Origin of the sequence: Collimonas sp. OK607 (assembly GCF_900111995.1) — a bacterium.
Lineage (GTDB): Bacteria > Pseudomonadota > Gammaproteobacteria > Burkholderiales > Burkholderiaceae_D > Collimonas.
Map to the genome: position 1 here is coordinate 212,621 of NZ_FOKF01000002.1, position 20,179 is coordinate 232,799.

Consider the following 20,179-nt stretch of genomic DNA (forward strand, 5'->3'; position numbering starts at 1 on the left):
ATCTTCAATTGAATTGAATTGAGAGGCACCACATTAATCTCTTATCTCTTTATCTCTTACTGCGGCGAATGCCAGGCCTTCAATCCATTGACCCACGATTTGGCCGGCAGCTTCGTGGCTGCGGTAATTTCGGCCGCGCGCTCGTACAAGGCGCTGAAATCGACTGGCGGCGCTTTCTTGAACGCGATGGCGATGACATTGCCTTCGTGGACTTCAGGCAGGCACCAGACAGCGTCGAAGGCGAATTTCATGGCTTTCAGGTTCTTGGCATAGCTGGGATGGTCACCAAACAGGTTGACCGTCATGATGCCGCCATCTTTCAGGCAAGCTGCGCAAGCACTGTAAAACTCAGGGGTATCCAGTACCGGGCCGCGCGCGGTGGCGTCGTACAGATCGACCTGCAGCGCATCGACGGTGTCGTGGTTGTGCGGATCGAGCACATAATCCATGGCGTCCATTTCCAGCACGGACAGTCGTTCGTCATCGGCAGGCAGTTTGAACATCGATGAGCAAATCGCCAATACTGACGGGTTCAGTTCGATTGCGGTGACACGCGCATCCGGAAACTGGCGATAGCTGAACTTGGTCAGCGCCGCGGTACCCAGGCCCAGTTGCACGATGTGTTGCGGTTCCGGATTAAACAGCATCCAGGCCATCATCTGCTGGGCGTATTCCAGTTCAGGCCAGTCAGGCTTGCGCAGCCGCATGGCACCTTGCACCCATTCGGTGCCGAAATGCAGGAAGCGCACGCCGTCTTGCTCGGATAGTGTGACCGGAGCGAATTTGGGTTTGCGGGCGGGTTTTGGCGTGTCTTTTTTTGCAACTTCGGAGCGTTTTCCGGGGCCGGGCTTACTAGGGCCGGCCATCCGGTTGGCATCGGCTTCTATGGATTTGCGTTTAATCAGCATGAGGCGTAATTGGTGACGTCGAATAAAAATGTAGGGCAATGATACCGTGCCGCAGCCACAATTAGCCCAAAGTTCGGCTGCTTTCTTATGTTATTGGCGCAGCGGGATTGTTATCGAAGCGTACAAGCTCAATCCAGGCAGTCTTGCAGCACCAGCCAGGCTTCCAGCTTTTCCGCATATGGCCGGGTATAAGCCGGACTGCTTGAGGGAAGCTGCACGATGCGATAGCGTGCAGCCTGCTGGCCCAGCGCCTTGAGCCCGAGTTTGGTTGCGGTGCCGCCGTTGAAGGCGATAGTGGTCAATTGTGGCAACGTGGCGGCCAAGGTGGGCAGATCGTTATGCACATGGTCGCGGATATTGCTGTCCAGGCTGCCATCGCGCTGCGCTTCGGCCACCACGTCCCATAAACCGATGTGTTTGGCCAGTAAAGTCTGCAGCCGGTCCGGATAGGGCAGGGCCGGCAAATCGGCGCCGGTCACTTCCGACAGCAATTTCCAAAAGCGATTTTGCGGATGGGCGTAATACTGGCTGTGCGCCAGGGACACATTGCCCGGCAAACTGCCGAGTATCAGGATACGGACCTGTTCATCTACCACCGGCGGAAAGCTGCGCTTACGGGTCATTGCTGCGAGGCCGGTTTGTCAGGAGTGGAACTGGCGCAAGCCATCCAAGTCAAGAATGGTGATGCTGCCGTAATCCACCTTCAACAATCCCGCCTTTTCCAGTACCTGTAACGCCTGGTTGGCACGCTGGCGCGAGGCGCCGGAAAGGTTGCCGACTTCTTCCTGGGAAATTTGCAGCTCGCGGCCTATACCCGGGTTCAGATAGGGATTGAACAACGCCGCCAGGCAACGCGCAACGCGTGCGTCCGGTTCCAGCATGCGGTCGTATTCCACCAGCGAAATAAACAGCGCCAGCCGTTCATTGAGTTGCGTGACGAGGAAACGATTGAACGGGATGCTGTTATCGAGCAGCCATAGATAAGTCGCTTTCGGCATGTACAGCAGTTCGCTGTCGCGCAGCGCTACCACATCGTATTTGCGCGGTTCGCTCTTGAGCAATGAGCCTTCGCCCAGCCAGCCGCCGTTGGCCATGCCGGCAAAGGACACAGTTTTGCCCTCAGGGGAAACGCTGCTCATTTTCAGCAATCCCTCGTGCACGCCAATCCAATGGGTGACCGGATCGCCTTTGTGGCAAACAAAAGCACCGCCGGCAATCTTGCGGCTGAACATCTCCGCTTCAACGCGCGTCAGTTGTTCGCTAGTGAGCGAGCGCGCCCACATGGTCTTGGCCAGCATGTCTTTAATCGAGGTCTCTGTGATCATTATGATGCGTTGCAATATCGAAAATTCGGCAATTGTCTGCGAGATGACAACCCCATCCCCCGACTCACACTACTATCATCGCATAAAGCAGCGAATAACCGGCACTATAGTAAGTGCGACGTAAGGATGCCGGCCCAGACTGACTAGACACTGACAAGCGCGCATGGCACCGGTATCGATGCCATGGGGGCATATAAAAAAGGTGGGGGCGATGGTGGAGATAACACAACGTCCAGGAGCAGAGACATTTCCAGGTTTGCTCCTGAAGCATGCCAAGGAACGCCCGCAGCAGCCGGCGTTCCGGGAAAAAGATCTCGGCATCTGGCAAGCGACGAGCTGGGCTCAGGTTGCCGAAGAAGTCCGGGCCTTTGCCTGCGGTTTGGCGGCGCTTGGCTTCCGGCGCGGCATGAGCCTGGCGATAGTCGGCAATAACTGCCCGCGACTGTATTGGGCGATGTCAGCTGCCCAGTGCCTGGGCGGCATGCCGGTACCGTTATATCAGGATGCGCCTGCGGCCGACATGGCTTATGTCATGGACGATGCTGAAATCGATTTCGTGGTGGTTGAAGACCAGGAGCAGGTCGACAAGGTGTTTGAAATCAAACAGACGCTGTCGCCGCATCGGATCAGCCGCATCATCGTCGACGACGAGCGCGGCATGCGCAATTATCATCAGCCGGAACTGACATCGTTTGCCAAGGTGACGGAGATGGGCCGGGCGTATGACCAGATGCATCCCGATTTCTTCATGAGCCAGGTCAATGCCGGGCGGGCCGATGACATCGCTATCATCCTGTATACCTCCGGCACCACCGGTAAACCGAAAGGTGTGTGCCATACGCATGCGGCGATGATCACCACGGCCCAGACCCTGGTTGAGTTCGATCAGTTGAACCAGCAAGACGATGTGCTGTGTTATCTGCCGCTAGCCTGGGTCGGCGACTTCCTGTATTCGTTTGCCCAGGCGCATGTGGCCGGCTTCTGCCTGAATTGCCCGGAATCGCCGAATACCGTGATGATGGATCTGCGTGAGATCGGGCCGACTTATTATTTTGCACCGCCGCGTGTCTATGAAAATATCTTGACGCAAGTGATGATCAGGATCGAAGACGCCGGCTGGATAAAACGCAAGCTGTTCCATACCTTCATGAGTATCGCGCGGCGGGTCGGGATTCGCATACTCGATAAAAAGCCTGATGTGTCGCTCACCGATCGCTTGTTGTACGGGATCGGCGATCTGCTGATCTACGGGCCGTTGAAGAATGTACTCGGCATGTCGCGGATCCGGGTTGCCTATACCGGCGGCGAGGCTATCGGCCCCGATCTTTTCGATTTCTACCGTTCGCTGGGCATCAACCTGAAGCAGTTGTACGGCATGACCGAAACCTGCGTCACCGTCTGCATGCAGCCATCCGGCGACGTCAAGCTGGATACGGTGGGGCGGCCGATGAAAGGGGTCGAGGTACATATCGACAGCAAGGGCGAAGTGCTCGTGCGTTCGCCGGGTTTGATGAAAGCGTACTTCAAACGGCCGGAAGCAACCGCCGAAGCGATCGACTCCGACGGTTATTTTCATACTGGCGATGCCGGATTTTTCGACGGCGACGGCCATTTGAAGATCATCGACCGCGCCAAGGATGTCGGCAAGATGGCTGGCGGCACCTTGTTTGCACCGAAGTACATCGAAAACAAATTGAAGTTCTTTCCCTTCGTTAAAGAAGCGGTGGTGTTCGGCAATCAGCGTGAGCAATGCACGGCGTTTATCAATATCGACATGGATGCAGTCGGTAACTGGGCCGAGCGCCGCAACCTGGCTTACAGCAGTTATACCGATCTTGCAGCACAGAAGGCGGTATATGGCCTGATCGCCGATTGCGTCGAGAAAGTGAATGCCGACCTGGTGCAGGATCCTTTGCTGGCGGCGTCGCAGATTCACCGCTTTTTGATCCTGCACAAAGAGCTGGATGCCGATGACGACGAGTTGACGCGGACCCGCAAGGTGCGGCGCGATTTCATCGCCACCAAGTACGCAGTGCTGATTGACGCTCTGTATGGCGGCAGGCAATCGCAATACATAGAAACCCAGGTCAAGTTCGAAGACGGCCGGCAAGGCATGATCGCTGCCGACTTGCAGATCGTCGACGCCAAGACTTTCGCCACCATTGATAAAGCGGCCTGATCCTATGAGTGCGATCCTGAAAAGAGATGTCACGGAAGAAGTCTTCCCGGTGGAAACGGCGCTGGCTGGTGCAACGTTGCACGATCCGGAACCGCAAGCGACAGGCAAGGGCCGCAACATCGGCGAAGTGGTGCTGGACCTGCAGAATATTTCGCTGTCGTTCGGCGGCGTCAAGGCGCTCACCGATATTTCGTTCAATGTGAAAGAACATGAGATCCGCGCCATCATCGGCCCTAACGGCGCCGGGAAAAGCTCGATGATCAACGTCATCAACGGCGTCTACCATCCGCAAAAGGGCAGCATCGTATTTCACGGCGTGCCACGGCACAGCATGAATCCGAGCACGGTGGCGCGGCAGGGGATTGCGCGCACTTTCCAGAATATCGCCCTGTTCAAGGGGATGACGGTGCTGGATAACATCATGACCGGGCGTAATACCAAGATGCATTCCAGCTTCCTGGCCAACGCAATCTGGTGGGGGCGGGCGCGCAATGAAGAGGTCCAGCATCGGCGCAAGGTCGAGGAAGTCATCGATTTCCTGGAAATCCAGCACATCCGCAAAACACCGGTCGGACGTTTGCCCTATGGCCTGCAAAAACGGGTGGAGCTGGCGCGCGCGCTGGCGGCGGAGCCAAGCATGTTGCTGCTGGACGAGCCTATGGCCGGCATGAATGTCGAAGAAAAGCAGGATATGTGCCGCTTCATCCTGGACGTCAACGATCAGTTCGGCACCACCATCGTCCTGATCGAACACGACATGGGTGTGGTGATGGACATCTCGGACCGTGTCGTGGTGCTCGATTACGGCAAGAAAATCGGCGACGGCACCCCTGACGAAGTCATGAACAATCCCGAAGTCATCAAAGCCTACCTCGGTAGCTCTCACTAAACGGAGGCGGTAAATGCAATTTTTCTTTGAGGTGACGCTAAGCGGTTTGCTTTCGGGCCTGATGTACTCGCTGGTGGCGCTCGGTTTCGTGCTGATCTACAAGGCTTCCGGCGTATTCAATTTCGCCCAGGGCGCCATGGTTTATTTCGCCGCACTGGCGGTGGTTGGCTTGATGGACAAGGGTTTGCCAATGTGGGCGGCGATTATCGGCGCTTTTCTGGTGATGATAGTGGTGGCCGTGGCGACCGAACGGCTGGTGCTGCGCAAACTCGTCAACCAGCCGCCGATCACGCTATTCATGGCCACCATCGGGCTGGCTTTTTTTCTGGAGGGTTTGGGGCCGATGCTGTTCGGCAGCGAAGTGCGGGCGATCAACCTGGGTATCGTGGATGAGCCGATTGCTTCCATCATGGATGGTTTCGGCATCGGGATTTCCAAGTTCGACCTGTTCGCTTCCGGTATGGTGATCGGGCTGGTACTTCTGCTGGCCTTGTTTTTCCAGAAGACGAAAGTCGGGCGGGCCTTGCGCGCCGTAGCCGACGACCATCAGGCGGCGCTCTCGCTGGGGATTCCCTTGCGCCATATCTGGGTCATCGTCTGGGGCGTAGCCGGGTTTGTGGCGCTGGTTGCAGGCTTGCTGTGGGGTTCGCGTAACGGCGTCCAGTTCGCTTTGACGATGACCGCGTTGAAAGCCTTGCCGGTGCTGATACTCGGCGGCTTTACTTCGATTCCCGGGGCGATAGCGGGCGGCCTGATTATCGGCGTATCTGAAAAACTGGCCGAGATTTATATCCCGCCGGTCATGCAAGACATGTTTGGCGGCAATTTCGGTGGCATAGAAGGATGGTTCCCTTATGTGTTCGCTTTGCTGTTCCTGCTGGTGCGGCCGGAAGGCTTGTTCGGCGAGCGCCATATCGATCGTGTGTGATGCTTTGAACACCCACAGAACCCTGAGAATTCGAACGGAGACATGCCATGCTTTATCGTGAGGCCGGACAGTTTAAAACCTCGTACATCGCGGATAGCCAGATATTTCCGATTCGGCAGGACCGCATCGGCATGTTTATCTTGCTGGCCGTTGCATTTATCGGCATTCCCATGATCGGCAGCGAATACTGGTTTTCCGCCATCCTGATCCCATTTCTGGTGTTTGCGCTGGCGGCGCTGGGCTTGAACATATTGACCGGTTATGCTGGCCAGCTATCGCTGGGCTCTGCCGCGTTCATGGCGGTGGGCGCCTACGCTGCCTATAACTTCCAGCTACGAATCGAGGGTATTCCGATTTTGCTGTCCTTCATCCTGGCCGGATGCTGCGCGGCTGCCGTCGGTGTCTTGTTCGGCTTGCCGTCGTTGCGTATCAAGGGTTTCTACCTGGCGGTGGCGACGCTGGCCGCGCAATTTTTCGTAATCTGGGCGCTGACCAAGTTTCCTTGGTTTTCCAACGACAGCTCTTCCGGCGTGATCAGCGCGCAAAAGATCGATCTGTTCGGCATCGCCATCAACACGCCGGTCAAGAAATACCTGTTCGTACTGGCGATTGTCTGCGTGATGGCGCTGCTGGCCAAAAACCTGGTGCGTTCATCCACCGGACGGGCCTGGATGGCGGTACGCGATATGGACGTTGCCGCGGAAGTCATCGGCATTCGTCTGATGCCGACCAAGCTGCTGGCGTTTGCCGTCAGTTCCTTTTTCTGCGGTGTCGCTGGCGCTTTGTACGCCTTTTGCTACCTGGGTTCGGTGGAGCCGGATGGCTTTTCCCTGGATTTGTCGTTCCGCATCCTGTTCATGATTATCGTCGGTGGCGTCGGTAGCATCCTGGGGGCATTTCTTGGTTCTGCCTTTATTTTGCTGCTCCCGATTTTCCTGGATAACGTCTTGCCGCCGCTGGCCACCTGGCTGCACCTGCCATTCACCAACGCCACCGTGTCGCATATCCAGATGATGCTGTTTGGCGCTTTGATCATTTTTTTCCTGATAGTAGAACCGCACGGGCTGGCGCGCCTGTGGCAGATCACCAAAGAGAAACTGCGCTTGTGGCCGTTCCCGCATTGATTGGTACGGAAGGTTTTAAGCAGTTCCGAGTTCAGATAACCAGTACCAGGAGACCAGATAATGAAAACTATTAAACAAATCATGCTCGCTGTCGCCGCTGCAGCTTGCCTGCTGGCGCCGGCCTTGCCGGCGATGGCGCAGGCTACCGATCAATTCATTGCGATTCCAAGCTATCGGGTCGGTCCTTACGGCACCAACGGCCAATCCTATTACGGCGGCTATATCGACTACCTGAGCTACGTTAACCTGAAAGAAGGTGGCATCAACGGCGTCAAGTTGTCGTGGGAAGAATGTGAAACTGAATATAACAACGCCAAGGGCGTGGAATGCTACGAACGCCTGAAAGGGAAGAATCCGATTACGAAAGGTACGGCAATCAATGCCATGGCGACCGGCATCGCCTACGCCTTGATCGACAAAACGGCAGAAGACAAGGTGCCGCTGCTGATGGTGGGTTATGGCCGCACCGATGCGGTCGACGGCTCGGTGTTTCCGTACGCCTTCCCACTGGTGACTACCTACCAGATGCAGATTTCGGCGATCGTGAAATACCTGGCAAGTAAAAACAACGGTTCGCTGGCGGGCAAGAAGATCGTGTTCTTGTACCACGACTCGGCCTACGGCAAGGAACCGATAGTAGCTTTGGAAGCCGAGGCGACGCTGGGCAAGTTCAAAGTAGTGCAGATCCCGGTTGCCCATCCCGGCAACGAGCAGGGTGCGCAATGGCTGAAAATCCGCCAGGAAAATCCGGACTACGTCATCTTCTGGGGCTGGGGCGTGATGAACCAGACTGCCTTGAAAGCTGCGCAGAAGGTTGGTTTTGCACGCGACAAGATCATCGGCTCATGGTGGGCCGGGTCTGAGGAAGACACCGTCCCGGCCGGCGATGCCGCCAAGGGTTATCTGAGCGCTACCTGGAATGTTTCCGGCAAAAACGTCCCGCTGATCGCCGATATCGAGAAAGTGGTGTATGGCGCCGGCAAGGGAAATATGCAGGACAAGGCGAAGATCGGTTCGATACTTTATAACCGTGGCGTATCGGCGGCACTGGCTACCGTGGAAGCGATACGGACCGCCCAGACCAAGTACGGCAAAGGCAAGGTCATGAGCGGAGAAGATGTGCGCTGGGGACTGGAGAATCTGAACATCACCAACGCCCGCCTCCAGCAACTTGGCGCTACCGGCCTGCTGCCTGAAATCAAGACCTCCTGCGATAACCACGAAGGTTCGGGCAAGATCAAGGTCCAGCAATGGGATGGCAGCAAGTGGGTGCTGGTATCCGATTGGATCGAAGGCAACAAGAACCTGATCCACCCGCTGTTCAAGGCTTCCGCTGCGAAGTATGCAAAAGAAAAGGGCATCACGCCCGCCTGCCTGAAGTAAATAGCGTCAGCGTCGGCACCCGGCCGGGTGGCCGACGTTCTTATTGCATAGCTGAGGGAAGCATGGGTACAGCACTCAAAATTAACAATATCGAAGTGATCTACGACCACGTCATCCTGGTGCTGAAAGGGGTATCGTTGGCTGTGCCGCAAGGGAAAATCGTCGCTTTGCTGGGCGCCAACGGCGCCGGCAAAAGCACGACATTGAAAGCGATCTCCAATCTGTTGTCGGCGGAGCGCGGAGATGTTACCAAAGGCAGCATCGAATACAACGGCGAGCGGGTCGACCGCCTGACTCCGAACGACCTGGTAAAACGCGGTGTGATCCAGGTGATGGAAGGACGCCATTGTTTCGGCCATCTGACGGTGGAAGAAAATCTCTTGACCGGTGCTTACACCCGTAACATCAGCAATACCCAGGTCAAACAGGAGCTGGAAAAGATCTACGACTATTTCCCGCGTTTGAAAGTGCGGCGCAAATCGCAATCCGGCTATACCTCTGGCGGCGAACAGCAGATGACGGCAATCGGGCGGGCGATGATGGCCAAGCCATCGATGATCTTGCTGGATGAACCGTCGATGGGTCTTGCTCCGCAGGTGGTCGAGGAAATCTTTGAAATCGTCAAGGATCTGAACCGCAGGGAAAACGTATCCTTCCTGCTGGCCGAACAAAACACCATGGTGGCGCTGCGTTATGCCGATTTCGGCTACATCCTGGAAAACGGCCGGGTGGTGATGGAAGGCGCCGCCAGCGAGCTGGCCAGCAACGAAGACGTGAAAGAGTTCTATCTGGGCGTATCGGCTGCAGGGCGCAAGAATTTCCGCGACATGAAATTTTATCGGCGCCGCAAACGCTGGCTGGCCTGACCTTCTTATTTTTTTCCGATCTTTATCTACGTCGCTTTTCGCGCACGCATACAGGCCCGCCATGTCCGACATTCTCGATCCCCTTGAACAACGCCCGCCACAACAGCGCGAGACAGACCTGATGGCGAACCTGCCGCAACTGGTTGCGCGCGCGCAGGGGGCTGCAGGCTGGGCGCGTATTCTGCACGGCGTATCCGCCGCCGATATCCGGGATCGTGCCGCGCTGGCGCAATTGCCTGTCACGCGCAAATCGGACTTACACGATTTGCAGGCGCAAGAGCCGCCATTCGGAGGGTTGACGACAACCCCGCACCGCCAACTGCGGCGCCTGTACGTTTCGCCCGGGCCGATTTTCGATCCTGAGGGCTATAGCCAGGACTGGTGGCGTTTTGCGCGGCCGATGCGCGCCTTGGGATTGCGCGCCGGCCACTTGATACAAAATTGTTTCGCCTATCATTTCACGCCAGCTGCCTTCATGGTTGAAGGGGCGGCTGGCAAGCTGGGTTGTGCCGTGATCCCGGCCGGCATCGGACAGACGGAACTGCAGGTGCAGGCGATGGCGGCATTGCGCCCCGACGCTTATGTCGGCACTCCGTCTTTCCTCAAGATCATTATCGAGAAGGCGCGCGAGATGGGTGCCGATATAGGCAGCCTGCAGCGCGCGCTGCTCAGCGCCGAAGCCTTGCCGCCGTCGCTGCGCCAGTGGTTCCACGATAACGGCGTACCGAACGTGCTGCAATTGTACGCCTCGGCTGACATCGGCAATATAGCTTACGAGTCGCTCAGCAACGGTCAGCTCAATCCGGGTATGATCCTGGATGAGGACCTGATCCTGGAAATCGTACGGCCAGGCACCGGTGATCCGGTTGCCGCCGGTGAGGTCGGCGAGGTGGTGCTGACTTCTTTCAATCCGGATTATCCTCTGATACGTTTCGCCACCGGTGATTTGTCGGCGGTGCTGGAAGGTGTCTCGCCATGCGGCCGCACCAATACTCGCATCAAGGGCTGGATGGGGCGCGCCGACCAGGTAACCAAGGTGCGCGGCATGTTCGTCCATCCGTCGCAACTGGCAGAAGTGCTGAAGCGTCATCCGCAGATCCTGAAGGCGCGCCTGGTAGTGAGTGGCGCGATGGCGAATGATGTGATGACGCTGCATTGCGAGTTGCCAGCTTCAGCTGCTGCTACAGCAACGCATGCAGCAGAGCAGATTGCCGACAGTCTGCGCGAATTGACTAAACTACGCGGCGAGATTCTGTTTGTCGCGCCGGGCAGCCTGCCGAATGACGGTAAGGTCATCGAGGATGCCCGCAAATACGAATGAAGGAAGCAGGGCATGTCAAAGCAAGTAATTGTAATTACCGGCGCCAGCCGCGGGATTGGCGCCGCCACGGCCCATTTGGCCGCAGCGCGCGGTTACGCCGTGTGCGTCAACTATGTGCATAACCGCAGCGCCGCCGAGTCGGTGGTGGCGGCGATTCGCGCGGCTGGCGGCGAAGCGTTGGCGGTAGCCGGCGATGTTGCCGTCGAGGCTGACGTGCTGAATCTGTTTCAAACGGTGGATGCAGAACTCGGCACGGTGACCGCCTTGGTCAACAACGCCGGTATCCTGGAGCGGCAGATGCGTGTCGAAGAAATGGACGTGGCCCGTTTGCAGCGCGTGTTCACCACCAATATCGTCGGCAGTTTCTTGTGCGCCCGTGAGGCGGTGCGACGCATGTCTACCCGTTTCGGCGGCCACGGCGGCGCCATCGTCAATCTGTCGTCGATGGCGGCAAAACTCGGCGGTCCGGGAGAGTACGTCGATTACGCGGCATCCAAGGGAGCGATCGACGCCATGACGGTCGGCTTGGCGAAAGAGGTTGCCGATCAGGGTATCCGTGTCAATGCGGTCAGGCCCGGCGTCATCTATACCGATATCCATGCCAGCGGCGGCGAACCAGGCCGGGTCGATCGTGTCAAGGACTCGGTGCCGATGCAGCGCGGCGGCAGCGCCGAGGAAGTGGCGCGCGCGATCATGTGGCTGGTGTCGGACGAAGCATCCTATTGCACCGGCACATTTGTCGATGTTGCCGGCGGCCGTTAATCAAGTGTATTCGCAGGCGTTTTCGGCAAAATCCCGGTTGTTTGCAAAAATTGATAAAATGCCCAGTGTTGGCGAAAAGTCAATCCAGTGTCGCAAACTACAGCGCTGCAATATGCCAGGCTCGGCAGCCCCTCTATCGGTGCCCTTCGCGGGTGATTTACAGGTGATTTATCTGCGGCAATTTTTGTGTAAGAGAAATTTATGATGGAGCTATCAAGAATGAAGAATCTGATCGTAGTCGCCGCGTTGGTGGCCTTAAGCGGTTGTGCCGTGACGCCTAATTCGGCGAGCGTCTATAACAGCAGCCAGGCTCAAGGTGAGCAGACGGTGCGTATGGCGGTAGTTGATTCGGTGCGTCCGGTGACTATCGACAAGAGTCGTGACGGCAACGGCGCCGGCACCTTGGTCGGTGGTGCGCTCGGTGGCGTTGCCACCGGTTCGCTCATCGGTAGTGGCAACGGCTCGCTCGCCGCAGGTGTAGTGGGCGCGGTGCTCGGCGGGATTGCCGGTAACCAGGTGCAGAATAACCTGAACCAGCGCCCGGGGCTGGAAATCACCGTGCGCCTGAGTAACGGCGAATTGCGCGCCATTACCCAGGATGCCGACGAACGCTTCAATGTTGGCGACCGCGTTCGTTTATTGTCGTCGGGCGGCGTTACCCGGGTTACGCACTAATCGTCGGATTAAGCGCGTTTGTAAATTTACAAATGCAAAAGGCTGGGCGACAAGATTGTCTCCCAGCCTTTTTTGTTGCCCGTACATGGCGGGCGACACTTACTGTCCGTTATGAATCACCACTAGCAACGCGGTAGCCGCATTCTTGCCGACATTCTTGATGTAATGAGGGCGATCCGCCGCATAGCGTGCGGTTTCGCCCACTTTGATCTTGGTGATGTTGCTGCCGCTCTGGACTTCCAATGTGCCGGACAAGACCGTCAGATGTTCGCGCGAAGCCGGTTCGTGCGCCTCTGAATCGAGGCAACCGCCAGGCTCCACCGACAGTTCATACCATTCAAACTGGCCGGCCAGTTCGATCGGACCGAGGATGCGCAGCACGCAATGGCCGTCTCTTGACCGCAGCGATGGCGTCGCATGGCTGGGCAGGGTTTCTATCGATGCAGGAGCTGCCTGGTTACCGTCAACCAGCAGCGAGATAGGGACGCCCAGGGCATTGGCCAGGCGCCATACCACAGCAACCGTGGGGTTCGCCTGGTTGCGCTCGATTTGGGATAGCATGGACTTGGAGACGCCGGCGCGTTTCGATAAGGCATCCAGCGACAACCCGTCGGCCTGGCGCAGCTTGACCAAGGTATCGCCCACCTTCGGCGGTGCATCTTCCAAATTTTTAACTGTATTGATGCTCATCTGGTTGACAACCTCGTTTTTGTGCATTATCGTGGAATTCACGTTCGATATATCGAATTAGGGCAATATATTATATAAGATTGAGGCTGAAAATGACACTAACTACAGGCACAGAAGTAAGCGCGAGCGCTGGCTCTCCCGGGTTTTACACGCATCTGCAGGATGAATTGGCTGGAATCAAGGCCGCCGGGCTGTTGAAGTCCGAGCGCCTTATCCTTGGCCCGCAGGGCGGCAAGATCAATACCGCAAGTGGTGAGTTGATCAACTTGTGCGCCAACAACTACCTGGGATTGTCTTCTCATCCAGCCTTGATCAAAGCCGCGCACGCCGCCCTGGACAGCCATGGTTTCGGCATGAGTTCAGTGCGTTTCATTTGCGGCACGCAAGACATCCATCGCGAACTGGAACAGCGCTTGTCGGCGTTCCTGGGGACCGAGGACTGCATTCTGTATGCGGCGGCGTTCGATGCCAACGGCGGCTTGTTTGAACCGTTGCTGGGAGAACAGGACGCCATCATCAGCGATTCGCTCAACCATGCATCGATTATCGACGGCGTCCGCCTGTGCAAGGCCAAGCGCTACCGTTATGCCCACAACGACATGGAAGACCTGGAGCGCTGTCTGAAGCAGGCTAAAGCTGACAACGCCCGCTTTGCCATGGTGTTTACCGATGGCGTGTTTTCGATGGACGGCACGGTGGCGCAGCTCGACGTCATCCGCCAGCTGTGCGACAAGTACGATGCTCTGCTTGGCGTCGATGACTGCCACGCCACCGGTTTCATGGGCGCCCGCGGACGAGGCACACATGAAGCGCGCGGCATCTTCGGCAAAGTCGATGTGATTACCGGCACCTTGGGCAAAGCCCTGGGCGGCGCCAGCGGCGGCTTCACTGCGGGCCGGCGCGAGGTGATCGAATTGCTGCGGCAGCGGTCGCGGCCTTACCTGTTTTCAAATACCTTGATGCCGGCGATCGTCGGCGCTTCGATCGAGGCGCTTAATCTGCTGGAAGCGTCGACTGAGTTGCGCGACCACCTTGAGCGCAACACCGTTTACTTCCGCAAGGCCATCACTGAAGCCGGTTTCGAGATCAAGCCGGGTACCCATCCGATCGTGCCGTTGATGGTGTATGACGCCGTGGTGGCGCAAAACCTTTCGCGTCGCCTGTATGAACTCGGTGTCTACGCCGTTGGTTTTTTCTATCCGGTTGTACCGCAAGGGCAGGCGCGGATTCGTGTGCAGATGTCGGCGGTCCACGATGAGGCGACATTGCAGCGCGCGGTGGGTATCTTCCGGCAAGCCGGTGAAGAGCTTGGCCTGCTGAAGAACTGAAGAGAAGAATTGAAGAGAGGAATTGAAGATAAAACCATGAAAAAAATATTGGTAATCGGCGCCAACGGCCAGATCGGCACCGAACTGACGACCGCACTGGTCAAACTGCACGGCGCAAAGCAAGTTGTTGCGAGCGACATACAAGCCCTGGGCCGGCACCAGGAACTGGCATACGAAAAACTGGATGTGACAGACGCCAGGCGCCTGGCCGAGGTCGTGCAGCAACACGATATCGGTGAAATCTATCACCTGGCTGCGGCATTGTCGGCCAAAGGCGAAGAACATCCGGAATGGGCCTGGAACCTGAACATGACCGGTCTCTTGAACGTGCTGGAAGTAGCGCGCCAGGCCAAGCTGTCAAAAGTGTTCTGGCCTAGTTCGATTGCAGCGTTCGGTCCCTCGACGCCGCGCGACAACGCACCGCAGGTCGGCGCCATGGATCCGAAGACCGTCTACGGCATCTCCAAACTGGCGGGTGAGCATTGGTGTAGCTGGTATGCGGAGAAATACGGCATGGATATCCGCAGTTTGCGCTATCCGGGGTTGATCAGCTACTCGGCCGAACCGGGAGGCGGCACCACCGATTACGCCATTCAGGCCCTGTTTGCCGCCGCTGACGGTCATGACTACACCAGCTTCCTGGATGTGGATAGCACGCTGCCGATGATGTACATGCCGGATGCCGTGCGCGCCACCATCGAACTGATGAGTGCACCGAAAGAACAGTTGAAAGTTACCGGTTCATACAATCTCGCGGCATGGAGTTTTTCTCCGCGCGAGCTGGTCGATATCATCCAGCAGCGTTACCCATCGTTCAAGGTTGCGTACAAGCCGGATTTCCGCCAGGCGATTGCGGATGCATGGCCGCGCTCGATTGATGATTCGCAGGCTCGGCAGGATTGGCAGTGGTTGCCGGCATACAGCTTGACCGATATGGTTGACGACATGCTGGCGCATCTGGCCGCACGTAAGCAGGTAACCCAGGAACAAGCGGCTTGATACGTCCGCGTAGGGTGGGCATACATGCCCACCCTACGAGACTGTCATAAAGCAAAAGGGCTGGAGGACAATATTGTCCTCCAGCCCTTTTTATTACCCGCGAACGGGCGATAAGGGAATTCCCCCTGGCTTATTTACCAGCCATACCCAGCAACATTTCATTCAAACGCTTGACGAACCCAGCCGGGTCAGCCAACGCACCACCTTCAGCCAACAAGGCCTGATCGAACAAGATGTGCGACCAGTCGCCGAACTTGGCATCTTCATACTTCAGGCGTTGCACCAGCGGGTGATCCGGGTTGATTTCCAGGATCGGCTTGGAATCCGGAGCGTCCTGGCCGGCGGCCTTCAGCATGCGCAGCAGGTTGCCCGACAATTCATTTTCATCGGCCACCAGGCAGGCTGGCGAATCGGTCAGGCGGAAGGTGACGCGCACTTCCTTGGCCTTGTCGGCCAGCGCGGTCTTCATCTTTTCAACCAGGTCCTTGAACTGGGTTTCGGTTTCTTCGTGCTGCTTCTTCTCGGCTTCATCTTCCAATGTGCCGAGATCGAGGCCGCCCTTGGCTACCGATGCCAGTTCCTTGCCTTCGAAATCCTGCAGAAACGACAGCATCCACTCATCGACGCGATCGGTCAGCAGCAAGACTTCAACGCCTTTCTTGCGGAAAATTTCCAGGTGCGGGCTGTTCTTGGCCGCAGCATAGGTTTCACCGGTTGCGTAGTAAATCTTGTCCTGGCCTTCTTTCATGCGGCCGATATAGTCGGCGAAGGATACAGTCTGGGCATCGCTGTCGTTGGTGGTCGAGGCAAAGCGCAGCAGCTTGGCGATTCTTTCTTTGTTGCCGGCGTCTTCGCCAATACCTTCTTTCAAGACCTGGCCGAATTCTTTCCAGAATGTGGCGTACTTGTCTTTTTGCGCCTGGTCGTCGCTGTTCGCCAGTTCTTCCAGCAAGCTCAACACACGCTTGGTGGAGCCTTCGCGGATCACGCGTACATCACGCGATTCTTGCAGGATTTCACGCGATACATTCAACGGCAGGTCGCTGGAGTCGATCACGCCTTTGACGAAGCGCAGATAGACCGGCATCAGCTGCTCGGCATCGTCCATGATGAAGACGCGCTTGATGTACAGCTTGATACCGCCGCGCTTGTTGCGATCCCACAGATCGAATGGTGCGCGGCTTGGAACGTACAGCAGTTGCGTGTATTCGCTGCGGCCTTCAACCCGGTTATGGGTGTAGGTCAGCGGCGCTTCGAAATCGTGCGAGACATGCTTGTAGAACTCTACATATTGCTCTTCGGTGATGTCGGATTTGTTACGGGCCCACAGCGCGCTGGCCTGGTTGACGGTTTCGTATTCGTCCTTGACGACGGTTTCTTTCTTTTCTTCGTCCCATTCTTCTTTCTGCATCACGATCGGCAGCGAGATATGGTCGGAATATTTGCGGATGATGGATTTCAGTTTCCAGGCCGACAGGTATTCGTCTTCGCCTTCGCGCAGATGCAAGGTAATGTCGGTGCCGCGTGACGGCTTGTCGATCGCTTCGATGCTGAAATCGCCGGCGCCTTCGGATTCCCAGCGCACGCCTTCGGTGGCGTTGGCGCCAGCGCGGCGGGTATCAACCGTGATCTTGTCGGCGATGATGAAAGCGGAGTAGAAGCCGACGCCGAACTGGCCGATCAGGGCTGCATCTTTTTGCTGGTCGCCAGACAGTTTCGAGAAAAATTCCTTGGTGCCGGATTTGGCGATGGTGCCCAGGTGCGAGATGGCTTCATCGCGGCTCATGCCGATGCCGTTATCCGAAATCGTGATGGTGCGCGCGGCCTTGTCGAAAGTGACCTTGATTTTCAGTTCCGGATCGTTCTCGAACAGGGCGCCGTTGTTGATGGCTTCAAAGCGCAGCTTGTCGGCGGCATCGGATGCATTGGACACCAGCTCGCGCAGGAAAATTTCCTTGTTGGAGTACAGCGAGTGGATCATCAATTGCAGCAGCTGCTTTACTTCTGCCTGAAAACCAAGGGTTTGTTTTTCGGATACGGCCATTGTTTCCTCTGTATAAACGTAAAAAAATAATGTCAAAAAAATAAAATCGATGGGAAATCGGTAATGCGGTCTGCCTTACCAGGCACCGCGCTCATCGCGTAAATCAGTATATTGCCCAGAAATGGGGAGTAATCGGGATTTTACAAGAGTGGACCAAGAGCGGATTGCGTGAAGGTTGCCTGTATTGCCTTACTTGCCACACTCTTGTTCCAGGAATCGCCAGATCGCCGGATCCGACATCGCCGCCACATTAATCCGCATTCTCGAAGAAGGCAGCTGGCTGGGCGAGAACAGGGCGCCGGGCGCCAGCAGGAAGCCTTCAGCCAAGGCTTTTTCTGCCATCACATTGGTGTCGTGCCCGGTGTCGGCCCACACGAAGATGCCGGCCGGAGTACTGATGTCGACCGTCATGCCGATCCTTTCCATTTGCCGGATGGTGCGGTCGCGTACGCTGTCGAGCTTGTTGCGCAAGCGGTCGAGATGCTTGCGATAGTGCCCTTCGGAGAGGATTTTATAAACTACCCGTTCGCCGACTTCGGCACTGGTCAGGTTGGTCAGCATCTTGCGGTCGGCAAAATGCTGCGCCAGTTCGAGGGAGGTGGCGATAAAGCCGGAGCGCAGGTTAGGCGAGAGCGTCTTCGAGAAGCCGCCCATGTAGATCACGCGGTTGAGCTGGTCCAGCGATGCAATGCGGGTGGCGGGCTGGATTGCCGAGCCGGGATGCATGTCGCAATAGATGTCGTCCTCGACGATCATGAAATCATGCTCTTCAGCCAGCTTGAGGATCTGGAACGCCTTGGCCGCCGATAGCGAGGTCGAAGTCGGATTGTGCAGCACCGACACCAGCACATACAACTTGGGTTTGTGCAGCGCCGCCAGTTCTGCCAGCTTGACCATATCCGGGCCGTCGGCCAGGCGCGGCACGCCGACCACTTTGGCGCCCAGCGCCGCAAACGAGGCGAACATCAGGAACCACGATGGATCGTCGACGAAAATCACGTCGCCAGGCTGGGTAAAGTGGCGCGCCACCAGATCCAACGCCTGCGTGACGCCGGTGGTCGTGACGAATTGTTCCGGCGTCGCAGCGATTTCCAGCTCGGCCATTTTCAGCTGCAGTTGCTGGCGCAGCGGCAGGAAGCCTTGTGGAATCCCGTATGACAGCAACTGTGCCGGATTTTGCCGGCTGATGCTGCGCAAGGCGTTGGCGATCAGATCGGCATCCAGCCATTCGCTGGGAAACATGCCCGAGCCGGGCATTTTTTTGTTCGGCGCCTGCTGGTGCATATTGCGCACCAGCCAGACTACATCGATCAGCTGCGGCTGCTTGTCGCTGGCAGAATTGCTGCCGCGCTCAGCCAGTAGCGGCGAGCGTTCACGCACATAGAAACCTGACCCGCGCCGCGATTCCAGGCAACCCTTGGCAACCAGGCGGTCATAGGCTTCGACTACCGTGAAACGCGAGACGCTGTGGCTATCGGCAAACTGGCGGATCGACGGCATGCGGGCGCCGGTACGCAACAGGCGGTCGCTGATGCGGGTTTCGATGGAGCGCACGATTTGCTCGACCAGAGAGGTGTCGCTATCGCGCGACAGCAGTTGCTGGGCGGCCGGAACCGTAGCGGGAGCCGTAGCCGTAGCGGGAATCGGCAACTGGCTGCTGTTCAGCTTGCGTGGTGGGGTCGTGTTGGTCACTGTATTGGTGGTTTTGCCGGGACAATGTCAGGAATTACTTGCTTAACTGTATTGGTACTGTATTGGTTTTGTGGCTTAGCATAGACCTAAATCCTGAATCCAGCAACTCCCCCCAAGCCTTCGAAAGCGACTTAGCCATGCAAACACTATTCGAAAAACAGTCTCATAACTTGTCGGGCGGCAGTGCGCTGTCCGGCGTCACTGACGACGAAATGATCTTGCGGGTAGTGAGCGGCCGCGTCTGGGTAACATTTGAAGGACAGCCGGAAGATCATTGGCTGCACGCCGGCCGCTCGCTGACTTTACTGCCTGGCCGGATGGTAGTGGTGGAGTCCGATCCGGGAAACAGCCGCATCACCTTGAGCGGTCAGTCCCAACGCGGCACGACCAGCTTGTTGCGTGCTTTGCTAACGCGCCTGCGCGGCCCCGACTTCCATCCTGCGACGAGTGTTTCGTGATGCTTGAAACCTTGCTGCCGCTGGCCGTATTCGCCTTTGTGTCGTCGATCACGCCGGGGCCGAACAACATCATGCTGACCTCATCCGGCATCATGTTCGGCTTCAACCGGACCATCCCGCACATACTCGGCGTGACCTTCGGTTTCGGCCTGTTGCTGGTGCTGTGCGCTGCCGGCATCGGTAGCCTGGTGCTGGCGTTGCCATCAATTCACGTCATCCTGAAAACGCTGGGCTCGGCCTATTTGCTGTACCTGGCGTGGAAGCTGCGCAACATGTCGTTCAAGTCGGAGGTCGGCGCCAACCATAAGCCGATGACGTTCTTCGGAGCGGCGGCATTCCAGGCCGCCAATCCTAAAGCCTGGATCATGGGCATCACCAGCGCTTCGGCATTTTTGCCGCCGCTACAGCCGATCTGGTTGTCGATCACCATCTATTGCCTGGTGTTCTGCGTCATCAACCTGCCGTGCGTGGGCGTCTGGGCCGGCGCCGGCTCGGTATTGCGGCGCTATCTGGCGCAACCTTTGTGGCAACGCGTGTTTTGTACCGTAATGGTGGTGCTGACGATTTATTCCGCAGTATCGATCTGGCTCTGACAACAATTCAAAAGC

At 57.1% G+C, this 20,179-nt stretch carries 19 protein-coding genes; 13 read left to right on the plus strand and 6 right to left on the minus strand.

Annotation, left to right across the window (positions count from 1 at the left end):
- Positions 1-56 precede the first annotated feature (56 nt).
- The 3 genes from BM029_RS02655 to BM029_RS02665 all read right to left on the minus strand — a co-directional run bounded on the left by BM029_RS02655 (position 57) and on the right by BM029_RS02665 (position 2,206).
- Positions 57-908, minus strand: a complete 852-nt coding sequence (locus tag BM029_RS02655; RefSeq protein WP_092432390.1) for a spermine/spermidine synthase domain-containing protein — start codon at positions 906-908, stop codon at positions 57-59.
- A 128-nt stretch (positions 909-1,036) separates the two neighbouring features.
- On the minus strand, positions 1,037-1,531 hold the full coding sequence (locus BM029_RS02660) for a DNA-deoxyinosine glycosylase (RefSeq protein WP_092432392.1): 495 nt from the start codon (positions 1,529-1,531) through the stop codon (positions 1,037-1,039).
- A gap of 18 nt (positions 1,532-1,549) precedes the next feature.
- On the minus strand, positions 1,550-2,206 hold the full coding sequence (locus BM029_RS02665; RefSeq protein ID WP_170850964.1) for a Crp/Fnr family transcriptional regulator: 657 nt from the start codon (positions 2,204-2,206) through the stop codon (positions 1,550-1,552).
- A gap of 238 nt (positions 2,207-2,444) precedes the next feature.
- On the opposite strand from BM029_RS02665, the gene BM029_RS02670 reads away from it, so the two are divergent.
- The 9 genes from BM029_RS02670 (at position 2,445) to BM029_RS02710 (ending at position 12,360) form a co-directional block, all read left to right on the plus strand.
- On the plus strand, positions 2,445-4,412 hold the full coding sequence (locus tag BM029_RS02670; protein ID WP_092432395.1) for an AMP-dependent synthetase/ligase: 1,968 nt from the start codon (positions 2,445-2,447) through the stop codon (positions 4,410-4,412).
- A 4-nt stretch (positions 4,413-4,416) separates the two neighbouring features.
- A complete protein-coding gene (locus BM029_RS02675) occupies positions 4,417-5,301 on the plus strand; it encodes an ABC transporter ATP-binding protein (protein ID WP_092432397.1) in 885 nt (294 codons plus the stop codon).
- 13 nt (positions 5,302-5,314) lie between these two features.
- The gene (locus BM029_RS02680; RefSeq protein ID WP_092432399.1) at positions 5,315-6,229 is read left to right on the plus strand and encodes a branched-chain amino acid ABC transporter permease; all 915 of its coding nucleotides are present in this window, start codon (positions 5,315-5,317) and stop codon (positions 6,227-6,229) included.
- A gap of 47 nt (positions 6,230-6,276) precedes the next feature.
- On the plus strand, positions 6,277-7,353 hold the full coding sequence (locus tag BM029_RS02685) for a branched-chain amino acid ABC transporter permease (protein WP_092432401.1): 1,077 nt from the start codon (positions 6,277-6,279) through the stop codon (positions 7,351-7,353).
- A 60-nt stretch (positions 7,354-7,413) separates the two neighbouring features.
- On the plus strand, positions 7,414-8,736 hold the full coding sequence (locus BM029_RS02690; RefSeq protein ID WP_092432403.1) for an ABC transporter substrate-binding protein: 1,323 nt from the start codon (positions 7,414-7,416) through the stop codon (positions 8,734-8,736).
- A 62-nt stretch (positions 8,737-8,798) separates the two neighbouring features.
- A complete protein-coding gene (locus BM029_RS02695; RefSeq protein WP_092432406.1) occupies positions 8,799-9,602 on the plus strand; it encodes an ABC transporter ATP-binding protein in 804 nt (267 codons plus the stop codon).
- Between the two features lie 61 nt (positions 9,603-9,663).
- Positions 9,664-10,923, plus strand: coding sequence for a phenylacetate--CoA ligase family protein (locus BM029_RS02700; protein WP_092432408.1), 1,260 nt, complete (start codon positions 9,664-9,666; stop codon positions 10,921-10,923).
- Between the two features lie 12 nt (positions 10,924-10,935).
- Positions 10,936-11,685 (plus strand): SDR family oxidoreductase, encoded by a 750-nt coding sequence (locus BM029_RS02705; protein ID WP_092432410.1) that lies wholly within the window; start codon positions 10,936-10,938, stop codon positions 11,683-11,685.
- Positions 11,686-11,904: 219 nt separating this feature from the next.
- A complete protein-coding gene (locus tag BM029_RS02710) occupies positions 11,905-12,360 on the plus strand; it encodes an outer membrane lipoprotein (protein WP_092432412.1) in 456 nt (151 codons plus the stop codon).
- Between the two features lie 99 nt (positions 12,361-12,459).
- Here the strand turns inward: BM029_RS02710 and BM029_RS02715 are convergent, their stop codons facing one another.
- Positions 12,460-13,050, minus strand: coding sequence for a helix-turn-helix domain-containing protein (locus tag BM029_RS02715; RefSeq protein ID WP_092412681.1), 591 nt, complete (start codon positions 13,048-13,050; stop codon positions 12,460-12,462).
- Positions 13,051-13,142: 92 nt separating this feature from the next.
- Between BM029_RS02715 and kbl the strand changes: the two genes are divergently transcribed.
- Complete coding sequence (gene kbl, locus BM029_RS02720; RefSeq protein ID WP_092432414.1) at positions 13,143-14,378, plus strand: glycine C-acetyltransferase; 1,236 nt, start codon at positions 13,143-13,145, stop codon at positions 14,376-14,378.
- Between the two features lie 36 nt (positions 14,379-14,414).
- Complete coding sequence (locus BM029_RS02725) at positions 14,415-15,377, plus strand: NAD-dependent epimerase/dehydratase family protein (RefSeq protein ID WP_092432416.1); 963 nt, start codon at positions 14,415-14,417, stop codon at positions 15,375-15,377.
- 130 nt (positions 15,378-15,507) lie between these two features.
- Here BM029_RS02725 and htpG read toward each other — a convergent pair whose 3' ends face one another.
- Together htpG and BM029_RS02735 are read right to left on the minus strand one after the other, a co-directional pair.
- A complete protein-coding gene (gene htpG / locus BM029_RS02730; RefSeq protein WP_092432419.1) occupies positions 15,508-17,421 on the minus strand; it encodes a molecular chaperone HtpG in 1,914 nt (637 codons plus the stop codon).
- Positions 17,422-17,610: 189 nt separating this feature from the next.
- Positions 17,611-19,113 (minus strand): aminotransferase-like domain-containing protein, encoded by a 1,503-nt coding sequence (locus BM029_RS02735; protein ID WP_092432421.1) that lies wholly within the window; start codon positions 19,111-19,113, stop codon positions 17,611-17,613.
- Positions 19,114-19,250: 137 nt separating this feature from the next.
- On the opposite strand from BM029_RS02735, the gene BM029_RS02740 reads away from it, so the two are divergent.
- Positions 19,251-19,571 carry a DUF2917 domain-containing protein gene (locus BM029_RS02740; protein WP_092432423.1) on the plus strand — a complete coding sequence of 107 codons (321 nt, stop codon included), beginning with the start codon at positions 19,251-19,253 and terminating at the stop codon, positions 19,569-19,571.
- The gene (locus BM029_RS02745; protein ID WP_092432425.1) at positions 19,571-20,164 is read left to right on the plus strand and encodes a LysE family translocator; all 594 of its coding nucleotides are present in this window, start codon (positions 19,571-19,573) and stop codon (positions 20,162-20,164) included. The genes BM029_RS02740 and BM029_RS02745 overlap by 1 nt, the downstream gene beginning before the upstream one ends.
- Positions 20,165-20,179 lie beyond the last annotated feature (15 nt).